General features: G+C 69.8%; 12 protein-coding genes and 3 pseudogenes. 5 read left to right on the top strand and 10 right to left on the bottom strand.

Translation table 11 applies throughout. From position 1 onward, the window contains the following. Nucleotide 1 precedes the first annotated feature (1 nt). From CCN39_RS20460 to CCN39_RS20440, 5 genes are all read right to left on the bottom strand, one after another. Nucleotides 2–2,197, bottom strand: a complete 2,196-nt coding sequence (locus CCN39_RS20460) for a xanthine dehydrogenase family protein molybdopterin-binding subunit (protein ID WP_086844299.1) — start codon at nucleotides 2,195–2,197, stop codon at nucleotides 2–4. Beyond that, a complete protein-coding gene (locus tag CCN39_RS20455) occupies nucleotides 2,194–3,174 on the bottom strand; it encodes an FAD binding domain-containing protein (protein WP_086844297.1) in 981 nt (326 codons plus the stop codon). Before CCN39_RS20455 ends, CCN39_RS20460 begins: the two co-directional genes overlap by 4 nt. Before the next feature lie 6 nt (nucleotides 3,175–3,180). Then, a complete protein-coding gene (locus tag CCN39_RS20450) occupies nucleotides 3,181–3,804 on the bottom strand; it encodes a 2Fe-2S iron-sulfur cluster-binding protein (RefSeq protein ID WP_086844294.1) in 624 nt (207 codons plus the stop codon). Between the two features lie 110 nt (nucleotides 3,805–3,914). Then, nucleotides 3,915–5,120: an MFS transporter gene (locus CCN39_RS20445; protein WP_086844292.1), complete on the bottom strand. Its 1,206-nt coding sequence runs from the start codon at nucleotides 5,118–5,120 to the stop codon at nucleotides 3,915–3,917. A gap of 77 nt (nucleotides 5,121–5,197) precedes the next feature. Continuing rightward, nucleotides 5,198–6,214: a zinc-dependent alcohol dehydrogenase family protein gene (locus CCN39_RS20440; RefSeq protein WP_086844290.1), complete on the bottom strand. Its 1,017-nt coding sequence runs from the start codon at nucleotides 6,212–6,214 to the stop codon at nucleotides 5,198–5,200. Nucleotides 6,215–6,358: 144 nt separating this feature from the next. On the opposite strand from CCN39_RS20440, the gene CCN39_RS20435 reads away from it, so the two are divergent. Further along, the gene (locus CCN39_RS20435) at nucleotides 6,359–7,219 is read left to right on the top strand and encodes a helix-turn-helix transcriptional regulator (protein ID WP_086844288.1); all 861 of its coding nucleotides are present in this window, start codon (nucleotides 6,359–6,361) and stop codon (nucleotides 7,217–7,219) included. Here the strand turns inward: CCN39_RS20435 and CCN39_RS20430 are convergent. After that, complete coding sequence (locus CCN39_RS20430) at nucleotides 7,204–8,088, bottom strand: helix-turn-helix domain-containing protein (protein WP_086844286.1); 885 nt, start codon at nucleotides 8,086–8,088, stop codon at nucleotides 7,204–7,206. The two genes, CCN39_RS20435 and CCN39_RS20430, sit on opposite strands and share 16 nt — an antisense overlap. A 127-nt stretch (nucleotides 8,089–8,215) precedes the next feature. Between CCN39_RS20430 and CCN39_RS20425 the strand changes: the two genes are divergently transcribed. Together CCN39_RS20425 and CCN39_RS20420 are read left to right on the top strand one after the other, a co-directional pair. Further along, entirely contained in the window at nucleotides 8,216–8,881 is a 666-nt protein-coding gene (locus CCN39_RS20425) for an SDR family NAD(P)-dependent oxidoreductase (protein ID WP_086844284.1), read from the top strand. Between the two features lie 14 nt (nucleotides 8,882–8,895). After that, nucleotides 8,896–9,354 (top strand): cyclophilin-like fold protein, encoded by a 459-nt coding sequence (locus CCN39_RS20420; RefSeq protein WP_244210880.1) that lies wholly within the window; start codon nucleotides 8,896–8,898, stop codon nucleotides 9,352–9,354. Between the two features lie 629 nt (nucleotides 9,355–9,983). Here CCN39_RS20420 and CCN39_RS53030 read toward each other — a convergent pair. Next, nucleotides 9,984–10,263 (bottom strand): annotated as a pseudogene (locus CCN39_RS53030) (histone-like nucleoid-structuring protein Lsr2); the annotation flags it as partial. Between the two features lie 315 nt (nucleotides 10,264–10,578). On the opposite strand from CCN39_RS53030, the gene CCN39_RS20410 reads away from it, so the two are divergent. Further along, nucleotides 10,579–10,809 (top strand): hypothetical protein, encoded by a 231-nt coding sequence (locus CCN39_RS20410; RefSeq protein ID WP_143264091.1) that lies wholly within the window; start codon nucleotides 10,579–10,581, stop codon nucleotides 10,807–10,809. A 336-nt stretch (nucleotides 10,810–11,145) separates the two neighbouring features. On the opposite strand, the gene CCN39_RS20405 is transcribed toward CCN39_RS20410, so the two are convergent. Continuing rightward, entirely contained in the window at nucleotides 11,146–14,031 is a 2,886-nt protein-coding gene (locus tag CCN39_RS20405) for an AfsR/SARP family transcriptional regulator (RefSeq protein ID WP_086844322.1), read from the bottom strand. Nucleotides 14,032–14,275: 244 nt separating this feature from the next. Here CCN39_RS20405 and CCN39_RS20400 point away from each other — a divergent pair, with 244 nt between their 5' ends. Continuing rightward, nucleotides 14,276–14,704 (top strand): peptidoglycan-binding domain-containing protein, encoded by a 429-nt coding sequence (locus CCN39_RS20400; RefSeq protein WP_244210887.1) that lies wholly within the window; start codon nucleotides 14,276–14,278, stop codon nucleotides 14,702–14,704. A 286-nt stretch (nucleotides 14,705–14,990) separates the two neighbouring features. Here CCN39_RS20400 and CCN39_RS20395 read toward each other — a convergent pair. Together CCN39_RS20395 and CCN39_RS20390 are read right to left on the bottom strand one after the other, a co-directional pair. Beyond that, nucleotides 14,991–15,368, bottom strand: a pseudogene (locus tag CCN39_RS20395) (type VI secretion protein); the annotation flags it as partial. A 93-nt stretch (nucleotides 15,369–15,461) separates the two neighbouring features. Continuing rightward, a pseudogene (locus CCN39_RS20390) lies at nucleotides 15,462–16,031 on the bottom strand (leucine zipper domain-containing protein); the annotation flags it as partial. Between the last annotated feature and the right edge of the window lie 145 nt (nucleotides 16,032–16,176).

Here is a 16,176-nt window from a genome sequence, read left to right as displayed (position 1 = left end):
GCTACAGCAGGGCGTCGGCGGTGATCGGAAAATCGCGGATGCGTCGCCCGGTGGCGTGGAAGACCGCGTTGGCGATCGCCGGGGCCACGCCGACCAGCACGAGTTCGGCCAGGCCTTTGACGCCGAGGGGGTCGGCTTCGCGGTCTTCGCCGTCGAGGTAGATCGCGCGGAGATCTTGGATGTCGGCGTTGACGGGGACGAGGTAGTCGGCGAGGTTGGCGTTGACGATGCGGCCGTCGCGGGGGTCGGTGACGGTGTGCTCGAGCAGGGCGGCGCCGATGCCGCCGACCATGCCGCCGAGGGCCTGGCTGTCGGCGAGCTTGGGGTTGACGATCCGGCCGGCGTCGTAGACGCCGAGCATGCGCCGGATGCGGACCAGCCCGAGGCGGGCGTCGACGGCGACTTCGGCGAACACCGCGCCGTAGCCGTACATCGAGAACCGGTTCTCCTCGGAGGGCGCCCAGGATCCGATCACTTCGAGGTGGTCTCGGTTGCTGCGGGCCAGCAGCTGCCGGTACGTCTCACCGCGGGTCGGGTCGTTCTTCAGGTGCATCCGTCCCTTGCGGACGATGACGTTGGCGGGATCGGCACCGTGCAAGGGCGATCGGGGGTCGTTGACCGCGAGGGTGATCGCTTGGCGGCGCACCTTGTCGCAGCCGTCCTGGACGGCGGAGCCGACGCTGGCCATGGTCATGGAGCCGCCGTGGGGCGGGGTCGGGGGCATGAGCGAGTCGCCGAGCCGGAACTGGACGGTGTCCATGGTGAGGCCGAGTGCGTCGGCGGCGACCTGGGGCATGGAGGTGTAGGTGCCGGGGCCCATGTCGCTGGTGGCCGCCTGGACCAGCGCGGTGCCGTCGGCGTTGAGCCGGACGTGGGCCTGCGCCGGGGCGCGGGCGGTGTCGTACACCGCGGCGGCCATGCCGGTGCCGATCAGCCAGTCGCCGTCGCGAGTGGCCCCCGGCTTGGGGTTCCGGCGTTGCCAGCCGAACTCCCGGGCGCCGAGGTCGTAGCATTCACGCAGCCGGCGGGTGGAGAACGGGAGGCCGGTGGACTGGTCGGTCGCGGGTTCGTTGCGCTTGCGCAGTTCGATGGGGTCGACGCCGAGCTGGTGCGCGAGTTCGTCCATCGCGGATTCGATGACGAGGGCGGCGGAGGCGTAGCCGGGGCCGCGCATCCAGATCGGGGTGTTCACGTCCAGGGGCACGGTCGCATAGGCCTGGCGGACGTTCGGCGTGCTGTAGAGCATCTGGCCCGGAGCCAGCATCGCCTCGGTGAACGTTTCGTAGCTGGAGGTTTCGCCGCGGATGTCGTGGGTCATCGCGGTGAGCCGCCCGGTGCGGTCGGCGCCCAGCCGGAGCCGGTAGGAGTAGGCGGGCCGGAATCCCGTGCCGAAGTACAGCTGCCTGCGCGTGAGGACGAGCTTGACCGGGCGGCCGGTCTCGCGGGCGGCGAGGGCGGCGATGGTGGTGTGCGGCCAGGCGCGCAGCCCGCTGCCGAACGCACCGCCGACGAAGGGCGAGATGACCCGGATCGACGTCTGCGGGATGCCGAACACGGCGGCGAGTTCCTGTTGCGTGCCGCCGATCACCCACTGGGTCTTGTCCCACACGGTGAGCCGATCGCCGTCCCAGCGGGCGATGGTGGCGTGTGGCTCCATGGGGTTGTGGTGGTTGCGAGCGGTGCGGTACGCCAGGTCCAGCCGAACCGGTGCGGCGCCCAGCGCTCGGTCGGCGTCGCCACGCGCGTAGGTCGCCGGTTCGTCGGCGGGGGCGGTGGCCAGGTCGGTGACCGGCTGTTCGGCGGCGTAGGACACCTTCACCAGGCGGGCGCCCTGCTGGGCGGCCTCGTGGCTGGTGGCGACCACGACGGCGACCGGCTGGCCGAAGAACCGGACCCGGCCGTCCTGGAAGACCCGCAGCCGCGAGTTCGGCGCCGGGTTGTTCGACCCCGGATTGTCCAGATAGGGCAGCCGGGGTGCGTTGAGGTGGCTGATCACCCGCTGAACGCCGGGGTGGGCGCGGGCGGCACTGTCGTCGATGCCGGTGATACGACCGCGTCCGACGCTGCTGTCGACCACGGCCGCGTACAGGACGCCGTTCGTCGGGTGGTCGGCGGCGTAGAGCGCGCGCCCGGTCACCTTGAGACGTCCGTCCACCCGGGACTGCGGGGTGCCGACGGCGGTTCGGGGCTGGATCATCGGGTGCCTCCCACGACGCGCAGCTGGCGTTCGACCGTGCGCTTGAGCAATTCGACCTTGAACCCGTTGTGCCGCAACGGCTGGGCGCCATCCACCGCTCGCTGTGCGGCCTCGGCCCACAGTGACTCCGACGGCCGTTTGCCGAGCAGGTGCTGTTCGACGGCGGGCAGTTTCCACGGGACGGTGCCGACCCCGCCGGCCGCGACTTTCGCGGCGCGGATCACCCCGGCCTGGATCGACAGCGCCACGGCCGCGGAGGTCAGGGCGAATTCGTAGCTCTGCCGGTCCCGCACCTTGAGGTAGCCGGACCGCAGTGGACGCGGGAGTGCCGGGATCTCCACCGCGGTGATCAGCTCACCGGGCCGCAGGGCCTGTTCCCGGTTCGGGGTGCTGCCCGGCTGCAGGAGGAAGCCGGCGAAGGGGATGGTGCGTTCGCCGGCGGGACCCTGCAGGTGCACGATCGCCTCCAGGGCGGCGAACGCGACGGCGACGTCCGAAGGGTGCGTGGCAACGCATGCTTCGGAGCCGCCGAGGATGGCGTGGCTTCGGTTGTAGCCGTCGACGGCGGCGCAGCCCGAACCCGGTTCGCGTTTGTTGCAGGCAGCGGTCACGTCCCGGAAGTAAGTGCACCGGGTGCGCTGCATGATGTTGCCGCCGATGGTGGCCATGTTGCGCAGCTGCGCGGACGCGCTCAGCTCCAGGGCTTCCGAGACGACCGGGAAGGCGCCGCGGACCCGCGGATCCGCGGCGGCGTCGGCCATCCGCACCAGCGCGCCGATCCGCAGGCCGCCGCCCGGGGTGGGGGAGACGCCGGTGAGCGGCAGCGCGCCGATGTCGACGAGGGCGCCGGGACGTTCCACGGTCTCGCGCATCAGGTCGACCAGGGTCGTGCCGCCGGCGATGAACCGGCCGCCCCGCTGTCCGGCGGCGATGGCGGCCCGGACGTCGGGCACCTTGGTGTAGGAGAACGGTTCCATCGGTCGTCAGCTCCCCGCCTGCTGGATGGCTTTGACGATCTTGACGTAGCACCCGCAGCGGCAGATGTTGCCGCTCATCCATTCGCGGATCTCTTCCGGAGACCCGATGTGGCCCTCTTTCAGACAGCCGAGGCCGGACATGATCTGCCCGGGGGTGCAGTACCCGCACTGGAAGGCGTCCTGGTCGACGAACGCCTGCTGCAGCGGGTGCAGCGGCGTGTCGTCACCGGGGGACAGGCCTTCGACGGTGGTGACCTGCGCGCCGTCCAGCCGCACCGCCAGCGTCAGACACCCGTTGACGCGCCGGTCGTCGACGAGGACCGTGCAGGCGCCGCAAGCACCGGCGTCGCACCCCTTCTTCGTGCCGGTCAAGCCGAAGTGCTCACGCAGCAGGTCCAGCAGCGAGGTCCGGTTGTCCACGGTGACGGTGCGCCGGGTTCCGTTGACGGTCAACGAAACCTGGCTGCTGTTCGCGTCGGCCGCGGCGGCGGGCTCGGCTCCGAGCAGCGCCGGTCCGGCCACGGCGGCGGCACCGCTCACGGCCGAGGCGGCGATGAACGTCCGCCGGGAAAGGGCCGTCGGCGTGTCCGTCTCGGTGCTTTCGGGCGAGAGGGGATTCTCGGGGGGCATGGGTTCGACCCCATCAGAGGTCCGCGCGGTGTGGGACTCCCTGGTAAGGGGTGTACCGCCAGTACCTCGCAAAGCGGGTGGACGGCACCTATTCTGGCCGGTTGGCTCGGTCAGCACGGTACGGCGACCTCCTCCTGCTCGTGGTCGGTGCCCGCCGGTTTCGTGCCGCGAGTGCGGGCGGCCAGGACGGCGAGCGGCAGCAAGGTGAGGGCGGCGATCGCCGCCCCGACCAGGGGTGGTCCGGTGACCCCGAGCGTGTCCAGCGCGGTGCCCGCGATCGCCGTGCCGGCGGCGATGCCGGTGTTGAAGGCCGACGTGCTCAGCGCGGAGGTCAGAGTCGGGGCGTCGCCGGCGTAGCGGACGGCGAGCGCGGTGACAACGGGGTTGACGGTGAACCCGGCCAGTGCCATCAGGAAGACGAGGAAGACGGCCGCGGCGGGATTCGCGGACAGCGGGATCATCAGGAACAGGGTCGCGGCGGTGACCGCGGCCGCGGTGATGGTGATCGCCATGGGATGCCGGTCGCCGAGGCGGCCGCCTGCGGTCGTACCGCCGAGGGCGCCCGCACCGAAGGCGATCAGGGCGAGCGGGACGACACCGGCCGGGATGCCGGCGCGTTCGGTCAGCAGGGGGGTGAGGTAGCTGTAGGCGGCCAGGACCCCGCCCATGATCAGCATCGCGGCCGCGAGCGCCAGCCACAGCCGGCCCTGGCGCAGGGCCCGGAGCTCGGCCCGCACCGACACCGCCGTCTGCTGCTCGCCGTCGGGGATGAACCGGCTCACGACCACTGCGGCGACCGCGGACAGCGCCGCCAGCGCCCAGAACGGGCCGCGCCACCCGGTGATCTGGCCTGCGAACGCGCCGATCGGCACGCCGACGACGTTGGCCAGGGTCAGGCCGCCCATCATGACGCCAACCGCGCGCGTGGAGTCTCGCGGGCCGGCCGCGGTGGTGGCGACGACGAAGCCGACGGACCAGAACGCCCCGGTCGCCAGCGCGGTGACGACCCGGGCGGCGAGGACGATCACGAAAGAGCCGCTGAGCGCCGCGACGACGTGGCCGAGGCTGAACACGGCCAGCGCCAGGACCAGCGTCCGCCGCTGCGGCAGGCGCAGGGTGGCCAGCGCCATGGTGGGCGAGCCGATGATCATGCCGACGGCGAAGGCGGTGATCAGCAGGCCGGCCTGCGACACGCTCACACCGAGGTCACCGGCCAATTCCGGCAGCAGCCCGGCGATGACGAACTCGGTGGTGCCCAGCAGGAAGGTGCCGGCGGCGAGCACCCAGACGACGGCGGGAAGCTTCCCGGTGTGCATGAAACTCTCTCTCCTTCAGGGAATGGCGTCGCCGACCTGGGCCGCACCGCCGTCGCTGCGGCCGGGCCGGCCTTCGGTCAGGGGGCGAGCAGGGCCTTGATGGCGCGACGCTCGTCCATGGCCCGGTAGCCTTCGGCGACCTGTTCGAGGGGCAGGGTGAGGTCGAAGACCTTGCCGGGGTCGATGCGGCCGGTGAGGACGCGGTCGATCAGGTCGGGCAGGTAGCGGCGCACGGGCGCCGGGCCGCCGCGCAGCCCGACGTGGGAGAAGAACAGTTCCTCGCCCGCGAACTGCACGTCGTGGGGGACGCCGACGAACCCGACGTTGCCGCCGGGCCGGGCCGCGCGCAAGGCCTGCTGCATGGACTCGGCGGTGCCGACGCATTCCAGTACCGCGTCGGCACCGATGCCGCCGGTGAGGTCCTTGATGCGGGCGACGCCCTCGTCGCCGCGTTCGGTGACGACGTCGGTGGCGCCGAACTCGGTGGCGAGTTTCTGCCGGGATTCGTGGCGGCTCATGGCGATGACGCGCTCGGCGCCGAGTTCCTTGGCCGCGATGACGCCGCACAGCCCGACGGCGCCGTCGCCGACCACGACGGCGGTGTCCCCGGGCTTGACCTCGGCGGCGAGGGCGGCGTACCAGCCGGTGCCCATGACGTCGGACACGGCGAGCAAGCCGGGCAGGAACTCCTCGTCCGGGTGCTCGGCGGTGGCGACGAGGGTGCCCTGGGCGTTGGGGATGCGGACGTAGTCGGCCTGGCAGGTGCTCATGAACTCGCGGTGCAGGCAGGAGGACTGCCAGCCGTTGCGGCAGTTCGCGCAGGTGTTGTCGGAGGTGGCGAAGGAACCGACCACGAACTGGCCGGGCTTGACCGCGGTGACCTCGCTGCCGACGTCTTCGACGATGCCGACGTACTCGTGTCCCATCGGGTGCGGGTCGCCGACCGGTTCGAGGCCGCGGTAGGGCCACAGGTCCGAGCCGCACACGCAGGTGAGCACGGTGCGGATGATCGCGTCGGTCGGCTGCTCGATCTTCGGGTCGTCGAGTTGCTCGAACCGGACGTCGCCGGGCGCGTGGATGACAGCTCCCCGCATGGTGACTCCTCTTGCCTTGGCGGTTGCGGGCCGGACGGCCCGCAACTTCAAGACAACCTCCTTCACGCGCCCGCAGCGAGTCACTGGCGAGGGGTGTACCGGCAGTACACCCCAACGTGTCGTGGTGGCGCGTACGGTCGCGCTGTGGACAACCGTGCCGAAGTCCGCGAGTTCCTCGTCTCGCGGCGAGCCAAGATCACGCCGGAGCAGGCCGGGCTGCCGGGCGGCACCCGGCGCCGCGTCCCCGGGCTGCGCCGCAGCGAGGTCGCCGCGCTGGCCGACGTCAGCGTCGAGTACTACGCGAAACTCGAACGAGGGAACCTTGCCGGTGCTTCGCCCGCCGTGCTCGAAGCCGTCGCCCGAGCGCTGCGGCTCGACGACGCCGAACGCGCCCACCTGCTCCACCTGGCCCAGACCGCCGAGGGCGCGGACGTGCTCTCCCGGCCCCGGCAGCGCGCCGAAAAGAAGTGGACGCTGCGTCGTAGTCTGCAGTGGACGTTGGACGCGATCACCGCCGGGCCCGCGTTCGTCAACAACGGCCGGCTGGACCTGCTGGCCGGGAACCGGCTGGCGCGTGCCTTCTACAGCGACATGTATTCCGGCAGCTCGACGCCGAACATGGCGCGCTACCAGTTCCTCGACCCCGCGTCCCGGCGCTTCTTCGCCGACTGGGATCTGGCCGCGGACATCACCGTGGACGTCCTGCGGACCGAAGCGGGTCGCAACCCGCACGATAAGGGCCTGCACGATCTGGTCGGGGAACTGTCCACCCGAAGTGATGAATTCCGCGGTCGCTGGGGTGCTCACAACGTCCGGCGGCACGGTACGGGCGTGAAACGCTTTCATCACCCGATCGTGGGCGACGTCACGCTGACGTGGGAGGCGATGGCGATGGCGGCCGAACCCGGGCTCACCTTGGTGGTGTATACCGCCGAGCCCGGGTCGCCGTCCGCGGAAGGCTTGGAGCTGCTGGCGTCCTGGACCGCGGTTCAACCCGATCGGTGACTGCTCGGCTGCTCCGTTTCGTGCGTGGCAGCCCAGGAAGACAGCAGCCGCAACGCCTCCTCCGACGGCGACCCGGGCTCGGCGGCGTAGATCGTCAGGGTGAGACCGGGTTCTGCGGCCAGTTCGAGGCCTTCGTAGGCGAGAGTCAGGTTTCCCACGACCGGGTGGTGGAAGGTCTTCGATCCGCTGCCGTGGTGGCGGACGTTGTGCGCGCCCCACCGGGCGCGGAACTCGTCACTGCGGGTGGACAGTTCCCCGACGAGGTCGTGCAGGCCCTTGTCGTGCGGGTTGCGGCCTGCCTCCGTGCGCAGGATCTCGACGCAGACATCGGCGAACAGGCCCCAATCCGGGTAGAACCGGTGAGAGGCCGGGTCGAGGAACTGGAACCGGGCGATGTTCGGTGGCTGCTGCGGGCTCGCGTAGACCTCGGAGTAGAAGGCTCGCGCGAGGCGGTTCGCCGCGAGCAGGTCCATCCGTCCATTGCGGACGAACGCGGGTCCGTCGGTGACCGCGTCGAGGACCCACTGCAAGCTGCGGCGCGGGGTCCACTGCTTGCTTTTGGGCCGTCGGCGCAGGATCGCGCTCGTGCCGTCGGCGGCGCGGGCGAGGGCGAGCAGGTGGGCCCGTTCCGCGTCGTCGAGCTGCAGCGCGCGGGCCACCGCGTCCAACACGGACGGGGAGACACCGGCGAGGGTGCCGCGTTCGAGCTTCGCGTAGTACTCGACGCTCACGTCGGCCAGCAGGGCGACTTCGCTGCGGCGCAGCCCCGGTACCCGCCGTTTGCTCCCGGCCGGGAGGCCGGCCTGCTCCGGCGTGATCTTGGCCCGCCGCGAGACGAGGAACTCGCGGACCTCCTGACGATTGTCCACACCATCACCTTAGGTCCGCTCGACCGGGCGAGGGGTCCCCTGTCAGTACACCTTTCGAGAGAACCTCCCGGTTCACAGCTGCGCCTGGTTCCCTGGAAGGGAAGCCGAGCCCGACCAAGGAGTCACCATGTCGACCTTCGCACTCATCGGCGCCGGCCCCGGCCTGGGGCTCGCCACCGCACGGCGCTTCGGGGCCGCCGGTCACGCCGTCGCCCTGATCGCCCGCGACGCCGAGCGCCTGGCCGAGCTGACGGCCGGCCTGTCGCGCGAGGGGATCGAGGCGCGCGCGTTCCCCGCCGACGTGCTCGATCGCGCCTCGCTCGGCGCCGCGCTGCAGGAAGCCGCCGAGGTCCTCGGGCCCGTCGAGATCCTCCAGTTCAGCCCGGTGCCCCGCGCCGACTTCATGAAGCCGGTCCTCGACACGAGCGCCGACGACCTCGACGCCCCGCTGGACTTTTCGGTGAAGGGACCGGTCACCGCCGTGCACGCCGTGCTGCCCGGCATGCGCGCGCTGGGCCGGGGGACCGTCCTGTTCGTGAACGGGGGCACCGCCGTGCGCCCGCACCCCGAGCGCGCCGGCACCTCGATCGCCTTCGCCGCCGAGAGCGCCTACGCCAGCATGCTCCACGACGCGCTCGCTCCGGAAAACATCCACATCGCCCAGCTGATCGTCCCCGGCGCCATCCGGCCCGACGCGGAGCACAGGAGCCCGGACGTCCTGGCCGAGCGCCTGTTCGACATCCACGCCAAGCGCGACGGCTTCCGGCACTTCGCCGAACCGATGCCGAACTGACCCGGGAGGACCTCGTGATTCTTGCCCGCGCGACCCTGGCCGCGGCGCTGCTGGCCGTGGCCGCCTGCAGCCCCGAAGCACCGCCTTCGACGACCCTCGTACCCACGACCGGGAGCACCGCCGCCGTGAACATCCACCTCACCGTTCAGGGTCGCGTCGTGAACGCGACCTTGAACGACAGCGCCGCCGCCCGCGATTTCGCCTCCCTCCTGCCACTCACGCTGAACCTGAGCGACTTCCACGGGACGGAACGAATCGCGGACCTGCCTCGGCGCCTGTCCACCGCCGACGCCCCGGAGAGCGCCGACCCCAAGGCCGGCGACCTGGCGTTCTACGCCCCATGGGGCAACCTGGCCATCTACTACCGCGACGCACCGCCGGCGAGCGGCGTGGTCATCCTCGGCCACCTGCCCGACGGCGGCGCCGAGGTGCTCGCCACCGCCGACCAGGTCACCGTCGAACTCGCTCGCTGAACCTGGAGAACATCAGAGATCGCCGTCGAAACCTTCGGCAGTCTCAATGCGGCGTCAGCCGGCAACGGTCGACGACGTACGGCCGTGAACTGTTGCATGAACACGCATCCTGTGCAGGGATGCTACGAACGTGTGTTCGAGTCTCCTTCTGAACACGCCGACGCGGGAAACCTCCCGCGTCGCCACTCGGGTGTTCTGTGAAGCGATCGACGATCCGTTCTGTTGTCCGGACCGAGTTTTCGTGAACCGGTGCCGGCAGTCGAGCTGCTGGTTGGTGGCCACCTGCAGGGTGAGACCATAGATTGACTTGAGTTGCGCATACACGCCGAAGCCCCAGCTGCCACGCGGCTGGGGCTTCGACGAGTCGGGCCCCTCACTGGCTACGTTGTCCCGCCGGTGCTCAGTGGAATCGGAAAGTCGGCCGCGGCTTGTCTCCCGACGAGCGGATTGCCGGAGTTGGAGGCGTGAATGAGCTGTGTCCGGCGCTGAGGACTACTTGTGGGTTGATGATGGTTCTTCTGTGTCGTGTCATTTCGAGTGTTGTTTCCTACGCGTGGTTCGGTGCTGTGGCTTGGATCGAGATGTCGGTTTGCCTGGGATCTTCGGGCCGTCGGTTTTCCGAGCTGCGTGTACGCGTCGACGACCGACGCCGGGATTCGGCCCCGGTCGGCTGCTTCGTATCCGTTGTTCCGGACCCAGGAGCGGATGTCATGAGTTGCGGTGTAGCCGTCGTCCGCCGGTGCGGCGGGCAGCCGCGACGAACGGCTCCAGTGCTGCACGTAAGGCGTTGGCGTTCGAGTTGGAGAGGTCGATCTCGTAGGCTGCTCCGTCGAGTCCGAACGGGACAGTCTGGTCGGCCTGGCTGCCGTCGATGTCGTCGGAAATTTCGATCGTGAGTTTCTTGGCCATCTGTGCCTGTTGGTCCTTCGTCTGGACCGGTGTTGGAAATCGCGACACTCGTACCAAGATGGCATTCTTGACGTGATCCTACTCGCCGACCGTGGGCAGTCTCTTCGCCACTGACTGGATGAAGTCCATTCGCGTCTTGGCAGCCTCCTCGGTGGTGAACACCTCCACCGAGCCACCGCGTCCTCCTGCAGGTACTCGACGTCGTCAGTCTTGACGCACGAGTCCCCGAAAGCCGTCTTCGAGCCGTAACCGTTCGGCCGGCCGAGCAGGTTGTTCGGGTCGTCCTTCGCGGTGCAGGTCTTGATCAGGTTCAGCGTGGCGATCTTCTCGCCGAGCGTCTTCATGACGTCGACGGCCGTCTTCGATGTGCTGCTGTTCTCGGCGGAGGCAGCGCGCGACGGGGACGGCCAGGACAGTACGTCCGATGACAACGAACGCCTCCAGCGTGGTGGTGGCCAGCGCCGGTATGTCTCGGCGAATAGATCTTGTGTTACGGCAAGCAATGAACTCGTGGCCCTGGCGCTCGGCGGCAGGGTGCCACAGTGATGATCGGTAATGGCTGGCGAAAAGAAGATCTGGCTGCACTGCGAGCCATCCAGGGTTGGGCGAACAATGTGGTCGGCTTTTCCGCCCGCGTGGTCGACAAAGGCTACGTCGGTTGCGGTGTCGCAGGCTTGAACAACAGCTGTGCTGATCCTTTCGTCGTAGCGGCTCGGCGTGAAGAACTCTTCAGGTATGACCGCGTGATGAGCGATCCCGAACGCTGGTTTCGAACGGCTCGTGACGCGCGTCGGCTGAGGAGGGTCGGTGGCTCCTCGTGGCGAACGTGCCGGCAGACGAAAGCACACAAGAGGTCGAGCTTGAGGTTCAGTCTGCCGAGCTTCACGCGTTATCCGTGGTCTTGGACGCGTCCGGGGGCCCGTTGGGATCCATTGTCGGTCCGAGGGCATCGAGTTGCCGTTGGACACGCAGAGCGTCGGCATCTCGGTTGTGTCCGCGATAGAGCCCGAGAGCCTCCCGCCATACGGCGCGGGCCTGCTCGGGATGGTCGAGGGCGGTGTAGGAGTGACCCAGGCGGTCGAGGGTTTCGGCGATCTCGGTGATGTTGCCCAGCCCCCGGCGCAGTGCGAGGGCTTGCCGGTAGTGGTGGATGGCCTCGTGGTGGTTGCCGGTGCGGTGCTCGATCAAGCCCAGGCCGTCCAGGGCAGTCGCCTCGCCGGTAAGGTCGCCGTGCTCTCGATGCAGGGCGAGGGCTGCTCGACAGTGGTTGCGGGCGGTGTCGTAATTCCCTAGCTGAGCGGTGTGCCAGCCCACTTGGTTGAGTGCGAGAGCTTGCCACGCGGGCTGGTCTAGGACGCGGTAGAGGTCTAGGGCGCGGCGGGCGTGTTCGAGTGCCCGTTGGTGGTCTCCACGTCGTGCCCACATCCGCCCGAGGGTGCTGTGGGTGTGGGCCTGCTGAGTGAGCTCGTGGTGCTGTTCCGCCAGCGCGAGTGCGTGGTGCAGGTGTTCGACGGCCTGCGTGTGTCGACCAACCCCTGCGTGGGCATAGCCGAGGCGCCGGTGGATGCGGGCGAGGACGGCGGGATCGGACAGGTGGCTGCCGGCCTCGGCGGCAATCTGCCACACGGTCAGTTCGTCATGGCGGTGCCCTCGTCGCCAGTGGAAGGTGTGCAGGACCCAGGCAAGCCGCCACACGATCTGGTGTCGCCGCTGGGTGGCGGCGGCGTGCTGGGCGGCCAGCAGGTGACGGTGGTGGGCATCGAGCCAGGCCAAGGCCGCCGACTGGTCGGTCAATGGCTGCGGGCCGGTGCCTGGGGCGGGTGGATCGAGCCTGATCGGATCGCGGGAGGAGTCCAAGAGCTGATCCGCAGTGTGGGCGGTGTACAGGTAGAAGTCCACCACACGCTCCTGTGCCGCTTGCACTTTCGGTTCCGGCAGGCGGTCGCAGGCGCTGACGGCGTAGGCCCGAATCAGGTCGTGCATCGAGTAACGACCGCGCGAGTGTTGAACGAGCAGCGAGTGCCCCTCCAGGGCATGCAGTGCCTTGCGCGTGTCCGCTTCCGGAAGGCCGGTGAGGGCGACCGCGGCCGGCAGGGTGGTGTCGGGGCCGGGGGCGATGCCCAGCAGCCCGAACACGGTGCGCTGTTCGTCGGTGAGCCGGCGCAGGGACCAGGACAACACGGTGGGAAGACTGGCGGCAGGGTCGTTCTCGTCGTCGAGCATCCCCAGCCCCAGATCACGCAGCTCGGCGGCGACCTCGGCCAGCGGGACGCCGCCGGGCCGGGTGGCGGCGGTGCGGGCGGTGATCGACAAGGCCAGCGGATATCCCCCGCACAACTTGACCAGCTCGTCGACGGCGCCTGGCTCGGCGGCGACACGTTCGGCGCCCAGCCGCGCGGTGAGCAAGGCAAGGGACTCGGCGCGGGCAAGGATGTCGAGTTGCAGGTGGCGGGCGCAGTGCCGGTCGATCAGCGATGCGAGCCTGGTGCGGCCGGTGACCAGCACGGTGCAGGACGGCGACCCGGGCAACAGGGGGACCACCTGGTCAGCGGTGGCGGCGTTGTCCAGCACGACCAGCATCCGCTTCCCCGCGACCACGCTGCGGTACAGCGCGGCCTGTGCGTCCAGGTCGGTGGGGATGCGGCCGGAGTCGACTCCGAGGGCGTTGAGGAACCTGCGCACCGCCGCCTCGGGGGTCATCGGATCTTGCGTGGGGCTGAACCCGTGCAGGTCCACGAACAGCTGCCCGTCGGGGAACTGCCCGGCGTGCTGGTGCGCCCAGGCCAGAGCCAGCCAGGTCTTTCCGATGCCCCCGGACCCGCCGATTGCCGAGATCATCACCGTGGCGGGGCCTCGTGCGCCCACCCCGGTCCCGCCCGGCAGCGGGTCCTGATCCGGTTCGGCGGTCAGCGCCCGGCCCAGGCCGGCGAGTTCGGTGTTGCGGCCGGTGAACCACCGTGGTGGCGCGGGCAACTGCCGGGGTACCGGCTGCTCCGCTTTCGCGGCTGTCCCATCGCTGATCGCCGCTGGCGGCGGGTTAAGGGTGGGGTCGGCGGCGAGGATACGCTGATGCAGGTCCCGCAGCGCGTTGCCGGGCTCGGTGCCCAGGTCCGCGACTAGCCGGGTGCGCAGGCGCCGGTAACGGGCCAGCGCGTCGGAGGTGCGTCCGGCGCGGTGCAGGGCGAGCAGGAGTTGGGCGGCGACACGTTCGTCCAAGGCGTCCCGATCCGCCAGCGTGAACAGTTCGGGCAGTACCTCGGTGTGTCGGCCGCAGCGCAATGCCAGGTCGATACGGTCGAGCCGGGCGGCGACGTGTTCCTGCTCGAGACCCGTGCGGACGGCCGCTAGCCACGGGGTGTCCAGCCCGGCGAACGGTTCACCCCGCCACAGCCCCACCGCCTCCTCCAGCAGCGCCAACGCCCGTGCGTCTTCTCGCCCGCGCGCCTGCTGCACGAGGTGGCGGAACCGATGCAGGTCCACCGCCTCCGGATCCACCTCCAACATGTACACGCCGCCCCGCCGCACCACCGCGACCTCACCCGCCAGCACCCGTCGTAGCCGCGACACATAGTTGCTCGCCACCTGCCGTGCCTTGAAGGGCAACCGATCCGCCCACACGCGTTCCAGCAGCTGCTCCATTGTGACGCCCCGGTTCGCCTCCACCAGCAGGACCGCTAGCACACACCGCTGCCGTGCGTGACCGACCTCCACCAACCGGCCGTCGACGCGCAGCTCGACCTGCCCGAGCACACGCAGCTCTGTCGCCACGATGCCCACCTCCCCCGTACCCCTTCCTACTCTGCCCGCACGGCGACTTGCGACCGCTGACCAGGCGATTGCCACAACGAGGTGAAGCTATGACGACTCAGGAGCCCACCCTCTCTACGAGGTCGGCATCAGTTAGCCGATCGCAGGAACAGAAACCAAAGGTCATGGTGAATAGACCGGCCAGGGAACCGAGAGAGGGAGAAACGTGATGCGAACTGCGCGCCGCACGCTGATGATCTTGGCGATGCTCGCCGGGGTGTGGCCGGCATTGGCCGTTCCGGCACAGGCGAGCGGCACTGCGAACCACGCTGACGGCCGGACGGCGCTGAACCAGTCGTCGTCAGCGCTCAAGTCCGACCGCGGTGCGGGACTTCGCGAGGCTGGTTGCCCGCGGGGGCCGGCTACCTACGACATCGGTATCGGTGCCACCGGAACCGCCGTCCGGGAGGTGCAGTGCCTGCTGAACGCAACGCTTTCCTACAGCGCCTACCCCTACATCCCGGTGAATGGGGTCTACGACTCGTTGACGGCAGGCGGCGTCCAGGTCTTCCAGACCTGCGCCAACTACCGGAACGCCGGGATCCGGGTCGACGGACGCGTCGGGCCGCAGACACTTCCGCACCTGCGGTGGTGGGGCCAGCACACCTACACCACCGGTGAAGTGATGTGCTGACGGCACGGGCCTGACGTGACCCGCCCGGGGAAGGCGCGGGCGCCCCCGACCCGGGCGGGTACGTCGGTGCGGTCGGCAGGTCTTGCGGAACTGCGCTGCCAGGATCGCGGACACCCCGAAGACGGCGATGCCGGCGGCGAGCGTCAGGAGCAGGGCCTGCCGTACGGCTGCACGACGAGTGTCTTGAGCGCGGGATCGAGCCCTCGGCCTTGGCCGGGGCCTAGCGGCTGCTGCTCGTCAGCCTGGAGCTCGCCGGCGTCTTGGAACACGCAAAGCCTGGTTGACCGGTGACGAGGTCGCCCTCGGGGTCGATGAGCATGATGCCGCGGCCGGCGTCGTCGAAGAACAGGTTCCCGAGCACCGGGGACTTCCCCGAGCCGGTGGCGCCGAGGATGTGCAGGTGGTGGCGGGCATCCGGCACGCGCAACCCGGCCGGCCGAGCGTGGCCGGTATCGGCGATGCCGAGAGGTTTGGCCTCAGGCCCGGGCACTGCGAGGCTGGGCGGTGGTGCGACGGCTTTGGCGCCGACGCGCTCGATGCCGGGGAGCTCGGCGTCGACCGGCAGGTGGGCGAGTGCGGCCAGCTCCGGCACGGACAGCAGGTCACCGCGGTCGAGACGTCGAGTCGCCAGGGCTTGGACAGGGTGGTGAAGGCGGACTCGACTCACCGAGCGATTACCGCCGGCAATGCATCACAGAAGCCGCGAAGCGATGACGCGGAGCGGAAGTTGCCGCCGGTGATGTCGAGGACCCACGCCTTCTCGACGTTCGTCCCGGGTGTGGTCGTCCACGGCATTGTGTAGGTAGGCGTAGCCGTGGCCACGTTGACCGCTGTTGCGGCGCCCGGCAGCGCGGCCGAGGATCCTGTGGCCGCCGCCGTCGGGGATGTTGCCCAGCTTCTTGATGTCGACGTGCACCAGATCACCCGGGGCGGGATGTTCGTAACGGCGGATCGGGGCGGCGGTGGCCCGGTCCAGGTGGGTAAGCCGGGCCATCCGGTAGCGGGTCAGGATCCGATGCACTGTCGAGGGGTTAAGCCCGAGCAGATAACCGATGCGGGCCGGTCCCCAGCGGCGGGTCATCCGTCCCTTGATCACCCGTCGCTCAGTCCGCGTCGGTGTCCGTGCAGGACTTGTCCGCGGACGGCTGGACCGATCGTTCATGGCAGCGGGACCGTGGGTCCGGTAGCGGCCGGCCCAGCGCGCGGCGGTGGATACCGAGACCTGGAACCGCTCCGCGGCCCGTCGTAGCGGCCAGCTGTCCTCCACGACGCAGTGAGCCAGGCGCAACCTGCCGGTCGAGGTCAGGGGTGCGTTAGCGTGGGTCACGAGGGCCTCCGGGTTCGGTGCAGATGTCGCAATCCACACCGAACCCGGAGGCCCTCCCTCACACCAAGATCATCCGATCACGTGTCCCCACGATCCCAACCTCCCCGGGCAGTACACCTAGACTGGGTGCTGGTCGAGGGGGTGG

The organism is Amycolatopsis kentuckyensis, from assembly GCF_002155975.1.
Lineage (GTDB): Bacteria > Actinomycetota > Actinomycetes > Mycobacteriales > Pseudonocardiaceae > Amycolatopsis > Amycolatopsis kentuckyensis.
Note: the sequence above shows the minus strand (reverse complement) of the source record. Positions and strands in the feature narration are given on the sequence as shown.

Bases quoted from the DNA above. Each gene is read 5' to 3' on its own strand.
- CCN39_RS20445 (WP_086844292.1), bottom strand. From the start codon at position 5,120: ATGCACACCGGGAAGCTTCCCGCCGTCGTCTGGGTGCTCGCCGCCGGC.
- CCN39_RS20425 (WP_086844284.1), top strand. From the start codon at position 8,216: ATGTCGACCTTCGCACTCATCGGCGCCGGCCCCGGCCTGGGGCTCGCC.
- CCN39_RS20400 (WP_244210887.1), top strand. From the start codon at position 14,276: ATGCTCGCCGGGGTGTGGCCGGCATTGGCCGTTCCGGCACAGGCGAGC.
- CCN39_RS20455 (WP_086844297.1), bottom strand. From the start codon at position 3,174: ATGGAACCGTTCTCCTACACCAAGGTGCCCGACGTCCGGGCCGCCATC.
- CCN39_RS20440 (WP_086844290.1), bottom strand. From the start codon at position 6,214: ATGCGGGGAGCTGTCATCCACGCGCCCGGCGACGTCCGGTTCGAGCAA.
- CCN39_RS20450 (WP_086844294.1), bottom strand. From the start codon at position 3,804: ATGCCCCCCGAGAATCCCCTCTCGCCCGAAAGCACCGAGACGGACACG.
- CCN39_RS20460 (WP_086844299.1), bottom strand. From the start codon at position 2,197: ATGATCCAGCCCCGAACCGCCGTCGGCACCCCGCAGTCCCGGGTGGAC.